Raw genomic sequence first — 16,075 nt, 5'->3', positions numbered from 1 at the left:
TTTGGGGGAAACATGAAACACAAATTCATCTCGTTATTTGCTTCTTTTGCTCTAGTGCTTGGATTATTGCTAACCGCAACCCCAACAGACGCTAGAGGAAATGCCTGCGGACGTGGCGGTGGCGCCAGCTTTTGCGGAACACGCGGAGCCGGCTTCGACGGTTGCATCAGATCGCCTGGAGCTTACGGACGCGGCACCGTCTGCGGTCCCTATCGAGGATATCATCCGCGTTACGGATACGGTGGCGGTTTTGGTTACGGACTTGGCGGCTGGGGATATCTTCCCTGCTACGACGGTGGTTCGCCGTACATATGCGACATAAAAGCACCACCTCCTCCGCCACCACCCATCATCATTTACCAGGGCGGCACGGTTGTGCGCGAGTATGGAAAACCAGACACTCCAGGCGGCGCACCCAAAGTCATAAATGTGATCACAGCCTCTCCCGGCAGCAAACCGACTGTAATCGGCAAGTAACACCTATAGCAGGAGAGCGACGCTTGTTCTCCTGCTACTTACCAAGGAAATCAAATCATGAACAAACCACAGAATTTCATATACCTGGCATTGGTTGTTGGGTTAATAATTGCCGCTATAGGAAGTTTCCAGTCTCAGTATGTGCAGATTCCTGTCCCAACCGATGTGACACCGCCACTTGGTCACGGACACGAAAGACTGCGCATGCCTGATGGGGGAAACTATACCAAGGCACGCAACGACGGCGAACCGGTGCAGGTTGAGTACTTCGGATCGATGAGCTTCCGTCATTTGGACAATGGCTCTGTTCAAGAAAATCAGTCCGGCGTCGGACTTGTCGACGGAGAAGTAATCGCATCCGCGAAAAACGCCGATAAAACATGTCAATTCAATACCGGACATATTTCAACTCAGCTCGATTCAGTCACATTCGACAAAGATGGCATCGTCCAAGCAATTGTTGATAAGCAAGCCGGCACGATCACTATACGGTCATTGCACGGAGGAGTATCACTTCTGTTCAACACTATCACTATCGCAGAAATTCACGATCAGCATGAAGTCAGATTGCTTGACGGCCAAGAAATTACCGTTCCCATTCGCTCAAATTTCCGCAGTCTGTATTTGACCGCAGAAGACTTAGACACTTCAGTAAAACTGTCTGATTTTGTGTCTGTCGTTAAGGCAAGCCCTGTTCTGCAGAGAATGCAAAACAGCTCCAACAAAAACGATCGCAGAATCTACAAGACGGCTGAAAAAACAGCAGCAGCGCTTCGGCAATTGCACTAACAATTAAAGAAGAAGAACCGCTAAACTCCGCGGTTTTTCTTCTTGTTGATTTCTATTATATGCTTTAGTTGTTCCCTACAAAACAAAAACCTATTAGCAATTCCTTGGAAAGGCTAATAGGTTTTTACCAACGTCACAGCGGGATATTCTCATACGTTTCAATGGTTATAGTCTCGACCTTTTGCAAACCAGTTTCTCCAGCTTCGGACATCGGGGTAATTCGCACAAAGACATCCGTTTGATCAGAATATTTGAAGTCCGACGACCAGTCCTTCGTACTACTCAGCCAAGCGAATCCTGATTCACTGAGTTGCTTAACTAATTGTGTAAGCGCGACAGCGTGGTTGACCAGCTCACCAGGCTTAAGCTTAATCGTCGAGCTTAAACCGCTAAGTGCCTGATGCTCGATACTGGCTGGTTTCAAAACGTCCTTAAGCGCATCAGAATCAACATACTTGTCCAAATCACCAAGCATTGGTTCGAATCGTTTGAGCTGATCATTGCTGCCCATACGTACCAGTTTGGATTGATACGTAACATGGTCATAGTAGTAACTTTTAGCTACCGAGTCAGTTCCGGATGACATGTCAAAGCCGATTTCTAAGCCTTCCCCAACTTGATGAGAAAGATCATTTGGCTGAATGCGACGCGACGAATAACGAACCCTAAATGGGTTGTATATAACGTCACTACAGATGTCGCCTTTGTTGATGACTTGCTCAAGATAGCTAGCCAGGGGCTGTGGAACTTGGTCCAAGAGTTTCGCACACTCCAGATCCTGTGCACGAATGTTTCTTTCACTCGACTTAACTGTCGGCACTACTTTCTTCGTGACGATTGGCTTCTTGGAAGGAGCCAATTTCACGAGGGGTTTCTTCGACAACTTTGTTGCCTGAGGCGCAGCCCACACGGCTGAGCAGCACATAGTAAAAATAACAATAATCGCAATTGCTATCTGCATAGTTAATGCCCTCTTCAACGAAGTGGAGCAAGATAATTCCTGCTCCACTTTTTTCTTTTAGACGCCTTTTCTTCCGAGATACAAACGAGCCATTTTGCGGTATGAGAGTAGTTGCTTCTGGAATTTCAACTTCTTTTCGTCGTCATAGGCAGCGTGAAGAATTTTAAGTGCTGTGCGTTTTACATCCGGCATTGCTTTTGCATCGGATACTTCAAAAGGCACCAGCGTCTCAACTTCAAAATAAAATCCGGAGAAACGTCCAAGATCGACCACTTCATCGATAGCGACTGTGTAGTCACGTTTGCCAATTCGCCCAGTGAACGTGTACCGCGTCTTGTGCACAGTTGGCAATTCCGCACGCATGCGCAATGCCATGGCAATGAGGACATCACGCGTGAATTCGTCTATCTTGGATTCGGCTTCGCACTTGTTTTTAACTTCACCGTTTTTCTCGTTTGTCTTTTTGCTGGAAAGAAAATACTTGCGCGACTTGCCTTGTATTTGCTCTCTGACACGCAAGGACTCGTTCTTTTGCTTCGGAGGAAGCCACATATCGACAAGGTCGTATGTGGCATCGTGACGAAAGCCCATGTCCATTAGCGTATCGAATATATCGTTGACCTTTTCTGCATGAATGGTGTATTTCACCTCGATTTCATGAACATGTTCTTTCATCGCAAGCCTCCTTGTTAAGGAAGGAGACCAATTTGTCGAATTCGTTCGACAAATGCCTCCGGCGTAGTGAATTGAATGGCACGCAGACCGTACTGTCGCGCTCCATGCACAAATGGCGCTTTGTCGTCTATGAAAAGCACTTCTCTTTTCAGGACTGAGCGACCAGTGTATTTTTTGACTTCCTGAAAAATCCGTCTATGCGGCTTCATGAAGCCAACGTTGTGACTGAGAATTAGGTGCTCGAAATGTCGATAGATGTTGAGACCTTTATCCAGTCGTTCAAAGTGTTCTGAATTGGTATTCGATAAAGCGACCAGCCTATGGGTCTTTGCCAATTGCTCCATCACAGGAATCATTTTTTCGCATTCGTAAAATGATTCGTTCCAGAGTACGGTGAATTCGTCTCTGCTGATATCCGACTCCAAGAGTCGGTTTAACTCTTGCAAAAAGCCGGCAGTGTCTATGCCGCCGGATTCGTAACCGAGCTTTTGCAGCTTCAACATCGCATCTGATACTTCGCCGAGAGTGCGACCTGCTCTCTTTGCGAAACCAGCTTCAACGTCCGGCCAATGGAATGGAACCAGCACCTTGCCAATGTCAAAGGCAAGCATTTTGAACTTCGTGCCTGGTTCGATACCATCGATGCTCACATCAATTGTGCGTCGACGCTGTTCGCACGGATCAAACGACGCAGGCGCCTGTTGCGCCTCATTTTCATGTTTTCCCATAATTTGCTCCAGTGTGGTGGATTCGTCATTCTGATAAGCAGCAAAGCTGCGACGAAGAATGACAAAGCGGTTACTTACGTTTTTCATGGCGCAACTTGCGGCGCAGCATATCGACGGCGGCGTCGAATTGGGGGTCTATGCCAGGTTTGTTGTAGTCGTAGACAACGTGAATATTTGGAGAGACGCCTATTCCATCGAGGCGTTCGCCATCTATTTCCACATCAGCTATCGCCAAGAACAGACAAGTTTTCTTGTCGATGGCGAAGTAGGTTCCGCCCATCAAGGCACCTGCGGTCTTCTCACCGACAAGAAGTCCACGCCCTGACTTTTTCAATTGCAGAGCAACGAGTTCCTTGCCACTGCGAGAGCCGCCATTGATAAGGGCCATCACAGGCTGGTGAAAGCCAACGCTCCACTTGTACTTATTGCCGTCCTGTAAGCGATTCGTCAACGACTGAATACCATTGGTCGGCCTATACAACCAATCAACAGCATCTACACCGATAGCGCCATAACCATCTCTAAGATCGATGATCCAAGCATCAACGTCATTGATTACATCGTGAACAACATCAACAAAGACGCTTCCTGAATCACCAATGCCACTCCAGAGATGGACATAGCCAATTTTGCAGTCGGAATATTCCACAACCTCGGCACTGGCTCGAATAGCATCAGTAAAACCCGTGCGCGGCGTTGTGAATGTTGGCGTCAAATAGCGGATCAATCTTTGCGAGCCGCGCTTAACAGCCAGGGTCACAGCGGTGCCTGATGTACCGATGAAATTGACGTGGCCGGAATATGGTCTTCCGTTTACTTTCTCGATGATGTCACCAATCATAAGCTGAGCTTCTGCGGCTGGGCTGCCGTCGAGCACATAGCGAATTTGATTTGGTTTACATCTGACACCGCCAATGCCCATGCCGGTAAAGTCATAGGCCGGCTGCTTATGACTAGTGCCGCGCGAGGCAAACAAGCTGCGCAGAAAATAAAACGTATCGTCATTGTGAGTGTATAGACCGCAGTGACTGGTCTTGAGCACGGCAATCAATGCATTGATGCGTTGCCCAAATTCAATCAAGTCTTTGCTGGCAAGAATTCCATCGCGGTGTTCTTCCAGCGCTGCCGACCAGACTGTGTTTGCAATTTTTTTGTCGAAGAAATGCTGGCGTACCAGCTGGTCGACTTTCGACAAAACCTTTCGGCAGTACTTAGGCGTAACTGCCAGCTCTTTCTTTATAAAGTCCGTCATGATTGTCTCCTGTCCTATTTCTTCTCTTTTCGGACAAAATAGAGTTGCGGCAACAGCAGAAGGAAAGCAGCAGCTCGATCGAAAATGTTTTCGTCGTGGCAAGCAGTCATTGCGCTGTTGATCAAAGCAACTGAGTTGTTTGAGTAGGGGAAGTGCCAATTGCGCACTCCTTGCTTATCAACACCAATGTGTTTGATGTTCACAAATTCCATAAGCGAAGCCGGCGAGTGACTGCGACCAAAGCCGCTTTCCTTCAAGCCGCCCCAGGGGGCATCCGGTGCAATGTGTGAATAAAGTGCATCGTTTATCCACACCATTCCTGATTGAATGCGTGTAGCCATTTCTTCGCCTAGCTTGGTGTCTGCTGTCCAAATGGAAGCGCCCAGAGCAAGGTTGGAATTGTTGGCTCGTCTTACACCTTCTGATTCGTCATTCACAACGACTATTGGCAGAATCGGCCCGAAAATTTCCTGGCTAATCACATCCATGTCGTCGGTGACACCAAAGAGCACAGTCGGCTCGAAGAAGTAACCAGTAAGATCACGTCTTTCATTGCCGCCGGCAAGCACTCGTGCGCCCTTGCTTACAGCGTCTTTGACTTGTGATTTCACTCGCTGCAATTGATCGTCATCGATCAAGGGACCAATGTCGGTATCAGTGTCCAGCGGGCAGCCGATGTTCAACTCTTTGGTCAACTCAGCAATACGCGCGGACAGTTTCTCTGCAATGGATTTCACGACATAAAGTCGTTCTACTGCAGCACAAGCTTGACCGGAATTCGTAAATGACGACCAAACAATTGCGCGTGCTGTCTTTTCCACATCAACATCACCAAGCACAATGGCCGGATGCTTGCCGCCAAGTTCAAGCGTCACTGGATGAACTTTCTGCGCAGCCAAACCCATAATTGCTCGGCCACCAGGTACGCCACCAGTGAAAACAACGCGAGCAACATCGGAAAGCACAAGCGCACTTGCCTGTTCTCTGTCGCCTTGTATGACAGTAACAACACCACTTGGAAAGTCGGCTTTATCGAACAGGCGCTGGATTGCTTCACCAATAAGCGGTGTCTTAGGCGATGGTTTCAAAACAACAGTGTTGCCGCAAGCAAGCGCGGTAAGCATGCTGTTGACTGAAATCGAGAATGGAAAATTCCAGGGCGAGATTACAGCAATCACACCCATTGGCTCAAAAATGTTGTACGACCGTTTACCGAAAAACATGAACGGGTTCAACTCGACCTTTTGCGAACGCAAAAGTTTCGGCGCCTTTTCCTTAAGCCACGCACATGTTTCAACAACGCCGAATATTTCGCTTGCTAGCGATTCCATCATCGGCTTGCCTGTCTCGTTGCTAATCAGCTGAGCAATTTCTTCACGATTGGCGAGCAGGAGTTGTTTAAAGCGTTCGATTTTGCCGAGACGATAACTTAGCCCACGCTCATTCCAAAAGTGGACACAGGCTTTTGCATCGTCGACTGTTTCGGAAATTGTTTTGGGATCGGTTAGCTTCACTTCACCCAACACTTTCAGATTGGCTGGGTTGATGACGCGTATTGTTCCTTCGTTTGTAAATTCAACAGCCATGGAGAGCCTCCTCACGTGTTTGGGGCAAACAAAAAACCCGCCTGTTCTGCAATAGACGGCAGAGAGAACGGGTTGAAACTTAGTTATTACTTGTATTTAGAAGCTAAATGTCTTTGTCTTTGAATTTGATTTACTGAGTAACAAACTACTGGAATTGAAACTACAAAATCAATGGAATTTGAAATGAAACTTGCGCGAACTCCGATCGCCTTGCATGGCCGCGCTAATCTTGCCACTTGTCATCTAAAAGTTTAAGGCCAAAGCACTTTTAAATACATTGCCAATAGAACTTGAAATTGTTTAGTTTGAAGACTGGCTATTAAACATCTATTTCACAGGTAATTCCCGAACTACTGTCACTTTCTTTCAGACTTTAAAAACTAAATTGCGCGTTTTTATTGCGCTTGCGGAGCACTGGTTGGTGTTCCGCCTTTTTATACACATAAGCCTAGCTAAGCAAGACCACATGCACGCGACCGAGTTCGCCAGGTCTTAGCCGGAGCACAAAGGCTTCAGGCACGAACGTGCACAAGTTTGTGCCAAGGAGTTTCACATGAAAAAAATCGCTGCCGTGCTTGGCACGGGTTGGGCTGGTGGCGTCGCTGCACTGCGACTGTCCATGGCCGGCATCCAGGTAATCGCTTTTGAACGGGGTAAAAGATGGCGTGGTGAAAACATGCCTGCCGAATTTGCACCCGAGGGATCCAAACCATTTCCAAAATTGGGCGACAGAGACTTTTTCTGGGGCAAACAGTTTTGGAATCCCTTCCGCCAACGATTGGGACTCTATCAGATCCACCAAATGCCTGGATTGCAAACAATCATGGCATCAGGTGTCGGTGGCGGCTCACTAATTTGGGACAACGTTGTGGCAACTCCACCTCCGGAGCTTTTTGACTCCGAGCATTGGCCTGCTGGAACTTCCTGGAAAACTCTTGAACCCTTTTATCAATTGCCTCTGCAATTCATGAGACCGTCTAAATCTCCCGGTGTTTCCGGCAAGGTTGATGCATTCGGACGAACAGTCAGACGCGCCACTCATTTTGAAAACGCTGCTAATGCGCTTGGACTATCGTGCGAGCCTGTTGATCTGGCTATCAATTTCTCGGATCCCTCGCAAATAACTCCAAGTGGATTCGGCAAAACTTTCCAAAGAGGTTGCAACTTCTGCGGCATATGCCCGGCAGGCTGTCCACAAAACGCCAAGAACTCGGCGGACATGACCTATATCGCCGCGGCAGAAGCGCTTGGCGCCGAAGTAAGACCGTTGCATTCAGTGACTACGGTTGAGCACTTGGACAACGGTAAATATCGTGTTCACTATCAACGCTACGATGACAACGGACGTGTTGAGGAAAAGTCTTCCCTCGACGCCGACATTGTTGTTGTTGCTGCAGGCACCATGGGCACACTCAAGCTTTTGCTCACCAGCAAAAAGAAAAAGCATCTGCCCAAGATTTCAAACATGCTCGGACAACGCTTTAGCGCCAACGGCAATGCGCTTGATGGTGCGCTTAAGAAAAATAGTCCGCGCGATTTGATTGAAATCAATGACGGCCCGGCAATTGTTTCGATGATCAAGTACAAAGACTTTGTCATCGAAGATCACGCCGGACCAACTTGGTCTGCAGGCATGGTCGGCACAAGTACCCCTGAACGCGGCATTGCTTTCCTCAAAGCATTAGCCGGTGTCAAAGTGACTCCTGCCGAAATAGCCAAACACGAAAAGGATTTGCTTGTTTTGGTCGGCGTTGGTGTCGACAGAGCAATAGGCAAAATGTCTCTCAATCCGCTGGGAATGCTCAGTCTTGCCTGGCCAGGCGGAATCAACAACGAGCCCATAATCAAGGCTCAACACCAAGCAATGGCTGAATTGGCCAAAGCGATGGGACGCGAGCACAAACCAAACGTGCTTTCGCTGTTCGACATGCCGCTGACGTATCACCCACTAGGTGGTGCGGTCATGGCAGACAGTCCGGACAAAGGCGTCGTCGATGCTTTTGGCAGAGTCTTTGGTTATCCAGGACTCTATGTAGCTGACGGATCAATTATTCCGCAAGCGATCGGACGCAACCCTAGTTACACCATTGCTGCTCTTGCCGAGCGCGTAGCTCAAGGCATCATCAGCGACCTTCGCTAACACTTGCCCCTTTCTGTTTGTTGTAGGGGCGCATTGCATGCGCCCTTTTCAATTTACAGAAATTCAACGGAGAACACTTATGAGTCAAATTACTTTTAGCGTCCCGCGCGCCTTCAGCACGAATTACGACATCCAACTCATCGGTTACGACCAAAGCAGCTTCCAACCGAAAAACCTGAAATTCCTTTCGCCAACCAAACAAGTTCGGCACGAAGAAGAAGCAGCACTTATCGGCTTTGAAGCAAAACTTGGTCATACAAGCTTACACTTCACAGAACCAAGAACTGCAATCAGCAAGAGAGTTATGCTCGTCGGACTTGGTGATACAAAAAAACTGAATGGTGAGTCCTTGAAAAAAGCACTTGTAGCCGCTTTCAATAAAGCCAAAAAAGAAAAAGCGCAGCAGCTATTTCTTTCCTTCGATTTCTTCAGAGGCGAAGCTCCATCTATCTCGGCATATGAATTTGGCCGTCTAGTTGCCGAAACTGCCACTGTCATCAACTACGAACTAAACCACCGCAAAACTGAACTGGGCGGCTACAAACCAAGTCCGAAGTTTGAGCGAGTAGATGTTTGCATCAGCACATTCGATGACCTGCAAGCTTTGGAGAATGGACTACAGGCTGGAGCCACAATTGGAGAAGCTGTCAACCTGGCTAAGAATTTGGTAAATGAGCCGGCAGGCAACATGACTCCACAAGCTCTGATTGACCAGGCACGAGAAATAGCTGATGCTTCCGACGGCGCAATCGAACTGCGCGTCTACGCACAAACAGAACTCGAGAGCATGAAAGCAGGTGCTTTTCTCTCTGTAGCCAAAGGCTCAGCAGACATTGAGCCACCTGCATTGATCACACTCAATTACACTCCAAAAGATGCCAGACCCGGTATCAAGCTGGCCGAGATTGGCAAGTCAATTACATTTGATTCAGGCGGACTCAACGTCAAGCCCAGTTCGAGCATGCGCGATATGAAAGGTGACATGGCTGGTGGCGCAGCAGTGTTGGGAGCAATAAAGGTAATAGCCGCCCTCAAGCTACCCATTGCCGTCCAAGCCATTTTAGCTGCAACACCAAACATGATCAGCAGCAAGGCAACCAAACCGGGCGATATTGTCACAAGCATGCAGGGTCGTTCGATCGAAATCGACAACACTGACGCCGAAGGACGCATGACATTAGCTGACGGAATTGAATTCGCAAGACTCAATGGTGCCACACACATTGTCGACATCGCCACACTGACCGGAGCAATTTTCTACGCGCTTGGTCCGGACATTGCCGGTGTTTTCGGCAACAACGAGGAACTAACAGACCTGGTATTGAAAGCAGGAAAAGCAACAGGTGAAAGATCTTGGCAATTGCCCTGTTTCGACGGTTTCGAAAAAGCAAACGAAACACCAATGGCCGATTTGAAAAACTCAGGCGGCGGATTTGGCGGCGGTGCATCAACGGCAGCAACATTCGTTCTCACATTTGCACGTGAAACACCAGCCGTTCACATGGATATCGCCAATGTCTCGATGAAGCAGCAAATGGCGACTGGTTACGGCGTGCGCACACTTGTAGAAGTCGCTCGCCAATTGTCTCAAGCGTAAACGGCATCACTGAAAAGTAACGTCATCATGGAAATTTCCATGATGACGTTACTGCAAGAAGGAATTTGTCTATGAAAAAGAAAGTCTTATCGCCGCCTAAGTTGGCACAACTAAATCCAACAAACCCGCAACTTTCACCGGACGGCAAACAGCTTAGTTTTGTCACTGAGTTTGGATATGGTCTGTCCCAAATTCGCATACGCACGCTGGCCGAGGGCAAAGATAGAATAATTACTCCAAGCAAAGGCAAACAAATTACGTCACATCGCTGGTCGTATTTGCCAAATATCTTTTTGTACACACAAGAAGACGAAAATGGCAACAAGCATATCTATGCATTGAATTTAGAGACCAACATTAGACGCTGCTTGACGCCTTTTGCTTCAGACAAGCAGATTCTCACTCCGGAAATCATCGCAACAAGCCCCTGCAATCGTAGTGAAGCACTTGTTACGTTGAACCTGGAAAACCCGGATATACACGATATTTATCGCGTTAATTTGCTAACAGGAGCGATCACTTTGGATACAAAAAATCCAGGGGATGTCGTTTCCTGGATTCCGGATATCGCCCTAAATGTGCGAGCAGCTAATTGCGTTAGTGAGCGCGGTAACGTAATTAGATATCGGAATTACCGCAATCGTGCTTTCAGTGAATGGAAAACCATCATCTCCGCAGGCCAGGCAATTTGTCTCTCGTCCCTGTCGGGCAAATTGTACTTCACACCAGCTACTTCCAAGATGCAGTTGGCTACATACGACGTGCAAACAGAAGAAGTATCGGTAATTTACAAGGAGCAGGGAAAAGACCTGATAACGGTTCAGATCAATCCGGCGACTTTTGAAATTGAGGCTCTCATTTTCAGAAACAGCGATCCGGATCTGTTGAACCCAGAGCTTGCTGTCGAGTTAGACCAACTCAAGACAATTCGGCAACGAAAATTCTGGGTGCATGACCGCAACACGACCGGTGACCTTTTACTGGTCACTAGTTCATCGCGGCGAGGCAATCTCAAGTATTGCCTGTTCAACAAGCAGACAAATCAGCTCAAAACTTTGTAGCAAAGGAGGACTTATGTCCAATCAAACTTTCAAACGCCTATTTTTTCTTGTTGCAGCAGCTGCAGCAGTTGTCGTTTTCGTGATGTTCACCAGCGGCTGCAATATTCAGCCACCATCGACTGAGCAACCAAAAGAAGACGCACCGACAATGGTTGGTTTGTACACCAGTCCATATGATTTGCTGGTCAACGATTCGGCAGACTGCAACGACTTTTTGATGACGTTCAAAGGCGACTCTTATATCGCCAGCAACGATTCGCAAAAGGTCAGCTCGTACATGTCGCCCTGCCAATTGTCTTTCATGATCAACCAATCGAAAGAGACGAGGGCACTTGTTGCCGATCTGACAAGCAGCGCCACCAAGGAAGATACTCGCCTGACGGCGAATCTCATGACCTATGAAGACGCTCAAGGTTTCATCCAGTTGCGCAACGAGAAAATGAACATCGATGTCTTCCTACGCTCCAAAGCGTCGGAAATGCTGCCTCGCAGCAAGGACTTTGATGGCTCTTATGACCGCAGCAAACTGACCACGCCCGTGCCTGATTTTGTTGACCAACTAGCCCAAAAGCTAATCGCTGCCGGCTACAAGTTCAGCAGCGCCAAGCCGGGACAACTTCAGTTCGACTCGGGTTCACTGGAAGCAACTTCCGGTTACAACACAGCGGCAATCATGTTTGAGCCGGGCACGAAATAACCGTGCACAAAAGAGAATAGACTTTGCACTCTATTCTCTTTTGAATTACAATTTTCTACTACTCTTTGTAGCATTTCTCAAATTTACCGTTTACAAATTTGATCCGTTCGCCACCACTGAAGGCGCCAAGTGGATCAAACTATTTGCCGGAAAAAGAAATTGATCCACGTCGCGCGAGATGCGTTAGCGTTTCACTATTCTTTTCACTTTCTCCTCGATAACTTGCTTCGATCCTCTGGCAAGCAGGATTTCTTACATTCGGCGAAAAATACGCTTAGCAGATATTCTCCTTATCAACCTTGATAAACCACTACCAATTTTCGTAGCGTGAGATCGTCATTTATTTCTCGCATAGAAACACGGAAACACAAGCCTTACCAGGCAACCCAAAATCGACAGCTAGCAAAGTTAGAAAGCATGGCTTTCTGTTCCTTGCCGCTTGTCGTTAATTTCGTGCGCGAATTGACATGACAACTACACAAAAACAATCGAGGAAAATGATTATGTCTAAATCAGCAACGTATCAATACGACAGCTTGGGACGTCTCGTTGGCGTCACATTCCCGAATGGTGCACAAGCTACCTACGCTTACGACGACATGGGCAATCGCACGACAGTCGTTGAAGTCCCACCTCTAACAGGAACGCCCTCAACCCTTCCAACAGTCGCTGCATTGCCCAAAAAGCATTGCATGGACTTCATGAACAACCCAATGATGGTTTTGCTGTCGGACGGACAACTCATTGGATGGGGTGAAAATACTACTGGCTGTCTCGCCAATGGAATCGCGTCGACTACTTCGTCAGCTCAGAGAGTCTTATTCGATCCGAATACGACTATCCCACCAGCCAATGCAACTATAGTTGACTGGGCATTCACTAATGCTTCGCTATATGTTGTCTATTCCAATGGCTGGGTATATTCCGCTGGCGATTCGTCTGTCGGACAACTCGGACATGGCGATACCGTATCTCGTCTAAATTTGAAGAGAATCGAATACTTCGTCACAAACAACAAATCAATAACCAAAGTGTGGGCTGCCTGTCACACAGTCAACATGAACGGCGCGGGTTGTGCTTACTTCCAAGACAGCAACAAAAATATGTACGCCTGTGGTGGAGGAGGCTCCGGTAATTTAGGCAACGCATCTACCCCGACCGCAAGCTTAAGTACACCGGCTCCAATTACCGGAGTTACAACGTCTCCATATGTCGTAGAGATGGCGATTTCCTGTTGGTTCTCCGCCTTCAGTGCCTACATGTTGATGAGCGATGGTACAGTCCTGGTGGCGGGGTATAACGGTCAAGGTCAACTTGCAAATGGCACCACTACCAATATTACTGGTGGTTTTGTTAACGCTAAGAAAACCGGTTCGACTAATATCACCAATCTTGTGTCCATCTCTGCTACTGCCGGCTATCCGAATGGCGGCTCGGCGCTTGGCGTTGACTCGTCTGGAAATGTCTGGACTGTTGGATATAACGGATCTGGACAGTTGGGACACGGAAACCTCTCAGACAAAAACTTGTTTACACAAGTCGCCGCGCTGAGCAACATCAGCAAGGCAGAGATTGGTGGTGGGCAGTATGCATACTGCTATGCGATCAACACGTCAGGCAATGTCTACACGTGGGGTTATAACGGACAAAACAATTTGTTTCTCAATCACAGTAATGCTGCTTACACTCCAGTTCAAGCAACGTACATTCCTGGTACAGCATCGAGGTTTTTCTTCCCTAGAGAGCAACAACTAGGAGCTAGCTCACAACTTATTGCTGTTACGACAACTGGAAAGGTCGTGTATGCGGGAACAGATGTTTCGCAATTAGGCTTAGCCAACACCGTTAATCCGGGTGCCTACAAGTATATTCCGATGCCGATTTCCATTCTTAATGGATCCGAAGTCATCACGGATATCTTCACGCATGGCACTGGCTTGGCGCAACGCTTCTTCGCGTTGACTGACCTAGGAAATCTCTATGCATCTGGATCCAATCTCAATTCCATCTGCACAGGTGGAGAGACATCCAGCATGTATAAGACAGCCTTCTACAAAATCCAATTTTTGCCTTAATCGAGGTGGAATCCTATGAACGATAACAATGAAAACAAGGACCGTTCACAAGACGTTCTTACACCTACATTTGGTGCTTTGGCTCCGCAAAGAGCTACCAATCCTCGCATGGCAAAGAAGCGCCGTGGTGAGAGAAAAATGCCCGACGATATTTATCGTCGCGAAAAGCGTCGTCCGCGTCGCAGAGACGAAGAAGACATAGTCGCTGACAGCCCGGAAGGCACTCCATCGCTAGCCGAATTGGCTCGCGCACTGTCCAATGATCCCAATTCATTGCCGGTTGATCTTATCTATCAATTTGTCCACGACAACATTGACTTCATCCCAAACTACGGCTTGCATAAAGGTGGTTTGGGTGCATTGATTGATGGCTGCGGCAACGCATTTGATCAATCCGACCTAATGGTCCAATTACTGGAAGCTGCCGGAATTACAACCGGCGTCAACTACGTAATGGGCACCATCAAACTAAGTCCAAGCCAGTGGTCCAACTTGCTTGGTGTCAGTCAGTCAAGCCCATCTCTTGCCAGTCAATTGCTGGCTAATGGTGGAATTGCCAACAGTCTTGATGGATCAAATAATCTCTCGCTAGAACATTGCTGGGTACAGGTAACCATTGGAGGCACCAATTACGCCTTTGACCCTGCTTTCAAGGAGTACAACGTCATTTCCGGGGTCAACCTGGAAACAGCGATGAGCTACGACCGCGCGGACTTCTTGAGTGATGCCAATTCGGGATCAACTCTGACATCCGACTACGTGCAAAACATCAACGACGCTAACATCCAAACGAACTTGCGTGACTACAGCATGAATTTGGTCAATTGGATCAAAACAAACATGCCGGCCGCAAGCGTAGATCAAATATTAGGTGGGCATTCGATTGTGCCGACAAGCATGCCATTGCGGCAAACATCGTTGCCATATCACGACAATACATTGACCACGACAATTGTTGCTTCGTTGCCGGATAACGTGAAGGCAACTATCAAAATCCAGTACGACTTCAACACATCAACACAGCAGTACAACATCAGTTCTACTTTCTTTACTGATGACATTTACAGCAAACGTTTGACACTGTGGTTTGACGGCTCTTTGATTGCTCGTCTGTATCTGGATGGAACACAAGTAGGGAATGCCTCCTCGGCGCAGACACTTGGCACATCCAGCAATATGGTCGTGACAATTGATCACCCGTATCCAACCAACTTCGCTGATGCTGTACAAACAGCCTCTATCAGTGCTGGTGGTCAAACAACAATCGGTACTGCCTGGGGTGTGTCATCAAAACAAATGGCAGCCGTTCACCAAGAGGGTCAGAACCAAGCCATAGCTGACGGACTGGCATCAGGTGCTGAAGCCTTGTTGGGACGATCGCTTTTGCTTGTCTGGGACAACTTCATCGGACAGGGCAGTAAGGGCGTGGAGATGCTTTCTCGCATGTCCAATTGCACAACGGTGATGCATCACTTTGTCGGGACTGTTTGTCACCAGGCATATGGCTCCGGAACAATCAAGACCGTCAACTCTTTCCTTGGTGCTTGGAGCCCATCGAAGCTTGCAACTTCTGCGGATACGGCATCATTAGGAGTAGCTGCGTCGTTGATGTTCCAAATGCTGGAGAGTGCTGCGCAACAACAAGTAACCGGCATCACATCGGCTGACCCCATTCAGGCGATAAAGACCGTCAACCTTGCAGGGACGAAAATCTACGACGCCAAGACAAGCAATTGGACAACAGGAACCAACGTCAAAACAATCATGTCAAACGCAGGCTATACGTCTGCTGTATTGACTACGATTGAAAATTCGTTGATCAACGCTAATCCAAGCTGGCGCGTGGCGATGCCTGAGACCTTCTCCATCACCATGGGAAGCTTCAACAACTTCTATGCCTACATGGGAATTGGCAGCAGCGGTTCAAGCAGCGGCAGCAGCACAATTGTCGGACAAACTTGGTTTGGCTCAAAAGGAGTTGTCTCCGGCGGCTACCAAGACCAACCAACTACCAACTCTGCCGCAAGTGATAACGCG

Annotated in this window: 13 protein-coding genes; 8 read left to right on the top strand and 5 right to left on the bottom strand. The window is 48.0% G+C overall.

All coding sequences use genetic code 11. The annotated features are described in order from the left end of the window. The first annotated feature begins 12 nt into the window (after window positions 1-12). Entirely contained in the window at window positions 13-477 is a 465-nt protein-coding gene (locus tag K2Y22_14830) for a hypothetical protein (GenBank protein ID MBX9879730.1), read from the top strand. A 57-nt stretch (window positions 478-534) separates the two neighbouring features. Then, a complete protein-coding gene (locus tag K2Y22_14825) occupies window positions 535-1,266 on the top strand; it encodes a hypothetical protein (protein MBX9879729.1) in 732 nt (243 codons plus the stop codon). Between the two features lie 133 nt (window positions 1,267-1,399). Here the strand turns inward: K2Y22_14825 and K2Y22_14820 are convergent, their stop codons facing one another. The 5 genes from K2Y22_14820 to K2Y22_14800 are packed head-to-tail and all read right to left on the bottom strand — an operon-like array spanning window position 1,400 to window position 6,468. Continuing rightward, window positions 1,400-2,227 (bottom strand): hypothetical protein, encoded by an 828-nt coding sequence (locus K2Y22_14820; GenBank protein ID MBX9879728.1) that lies wholly within the window; start codon window positions 2,225-2,227, stop codon window positions 1,400-1,402. A 57-nt stretch (window positions 2,228-2,284) separates the two neighbouring features. Next, the gene (locus K2Y22_14815; GenBank protein ID MBX9879727.1) at window positions 2,285-2,902 is read right to left on the bottom strand and encodes a CYTH domain-containing protein; all 618 of its coding nucleotides are present in this window, start codon (window positions 2,900-2,902) and stop codon (window positions 2,285-2,287) included. Window positions 2,903-2,916: 14 nt separating this feature from the next. Then, window positions 2,917-3,717: an HAD-IA family hydrolase gene (locus tag K2Y22_14810; protein MBX9879726.1), complete on the bottom strand. Its 801-nt coding sequence runs from the start codon at window positions 3,715-3,717 to the stop codon at window positions 2,917-2,919. Continuing rightward, a complete protein-coding gene (locus tag K2Y22_14805; GenBank protein ID MBX9879725.1) occupies window positions 3,701-4,882 on the bottom strand; it encodes a hypothetical protein in 1,182 nt (393 codons plus the stop codon). Before K2Y22_14805 ends, K2Y22_14810 begins: the two co-directional genes overlap by 17 nt. Window positions 4,883-4,896: 14 nt before the next feature. Continuing rightward, window positions 4,897-6,468 (bottom strand): aldehyde dehydrogenase family protein, encoded by a 1,572-nt coding sequence (locus tag K2Y22_14800; protein ID MBX9879724.1) that lies wholly within the window; start codon window positions 6,466-6,468, stop codon window positions 4,897-4,899. A gap of 553 nt (window positions 6,469-7,021) precedes the next feature. Here K2Y22_14800 and K2Y22_14795 point away from each other — a divergent pair. From K2Y22_14795 to K2Y22_14770, 6 genes are all read left to right on the top strand, one after another. Then, complete coding sequence (locus K2Y22_14795) at window positions 7,022-8,608, top strand: GMC family oxidoreductase (GenBank protein ID MBX9879723.1); 1,587 nt, start codon at window positions 7,022-7,024, stop codon at window positions 8,606-8,608. A 79-nt stretch (window positions 8,609-8,687) separates the two neighbouring features. Continuing rightward, window positions 8,688-10,205, top strand: coding sequence for a leucyl aminopeptidase (locus K2Y22_14790; protein MBX9879722.1), 1,518 nt, complete (start codon window positions 8,688-8,690; stop codon window positions 10,203-10,205). 71 nt (window positions 10,206-10,276) lie between these two features. Continuing rightward, entirely contained in the window at window positions 10,277-11,266 is a 990-nt protein-coding gene (locus K2Y22_14785; protein MBX9879721.1) for a hypothetical protein, read from the top strand. A gap of 13 nt (window positions 11,267-11,279) precedes the next feature. Beyond that, window positions 11,280-11,963 (top strand): hypothetical protein, encoded by a 684-nt coding sequence (locus K2Y22_14780; protein ID MBX9879720.1) that lies wholly within the window; start codon window positions 11,280-11,282, stop codon window positions 11,961-11,963. Between the two features lie 503 nt (window positions 11,964-12,466). Beyond that, window positions 12,467-14,038 carry a hypothetical protein gene (locus K2Y22_14775; protein MBX9879719.1) on the top strand — a complete coding sequence of 524 codons (1,572 nt, stop codon included), beginning with the start codon at window positions 12,467-12,469 and terminating at the stop codon, window positions 14,036-14,038. Between the two features lie 15 nt (window positions 14,039-14,053). Next, window positions 14,054-16,075: transglutaminase family protein (locus K2Y22_14770; protein MBX9879718.1), on the top strand; the 2,022-nt coding region annotated here is incomplete at its 3' end.

This window comes from Candidatus Obscuribacterales bacterium (assembly GCA_019744775.1).
Classification (GTDB): domain Bacteria; phylum Cyanobacteriota; class Vampirovibrionia; order Obscuribacterales; family Obscuribacteraceae; genus SBAT01.
The sequence above is the reverse complement of the archived record's forward strand: the minus strand, read 5'-3'. Positions and strand labels throughout refer to the sequence as shown.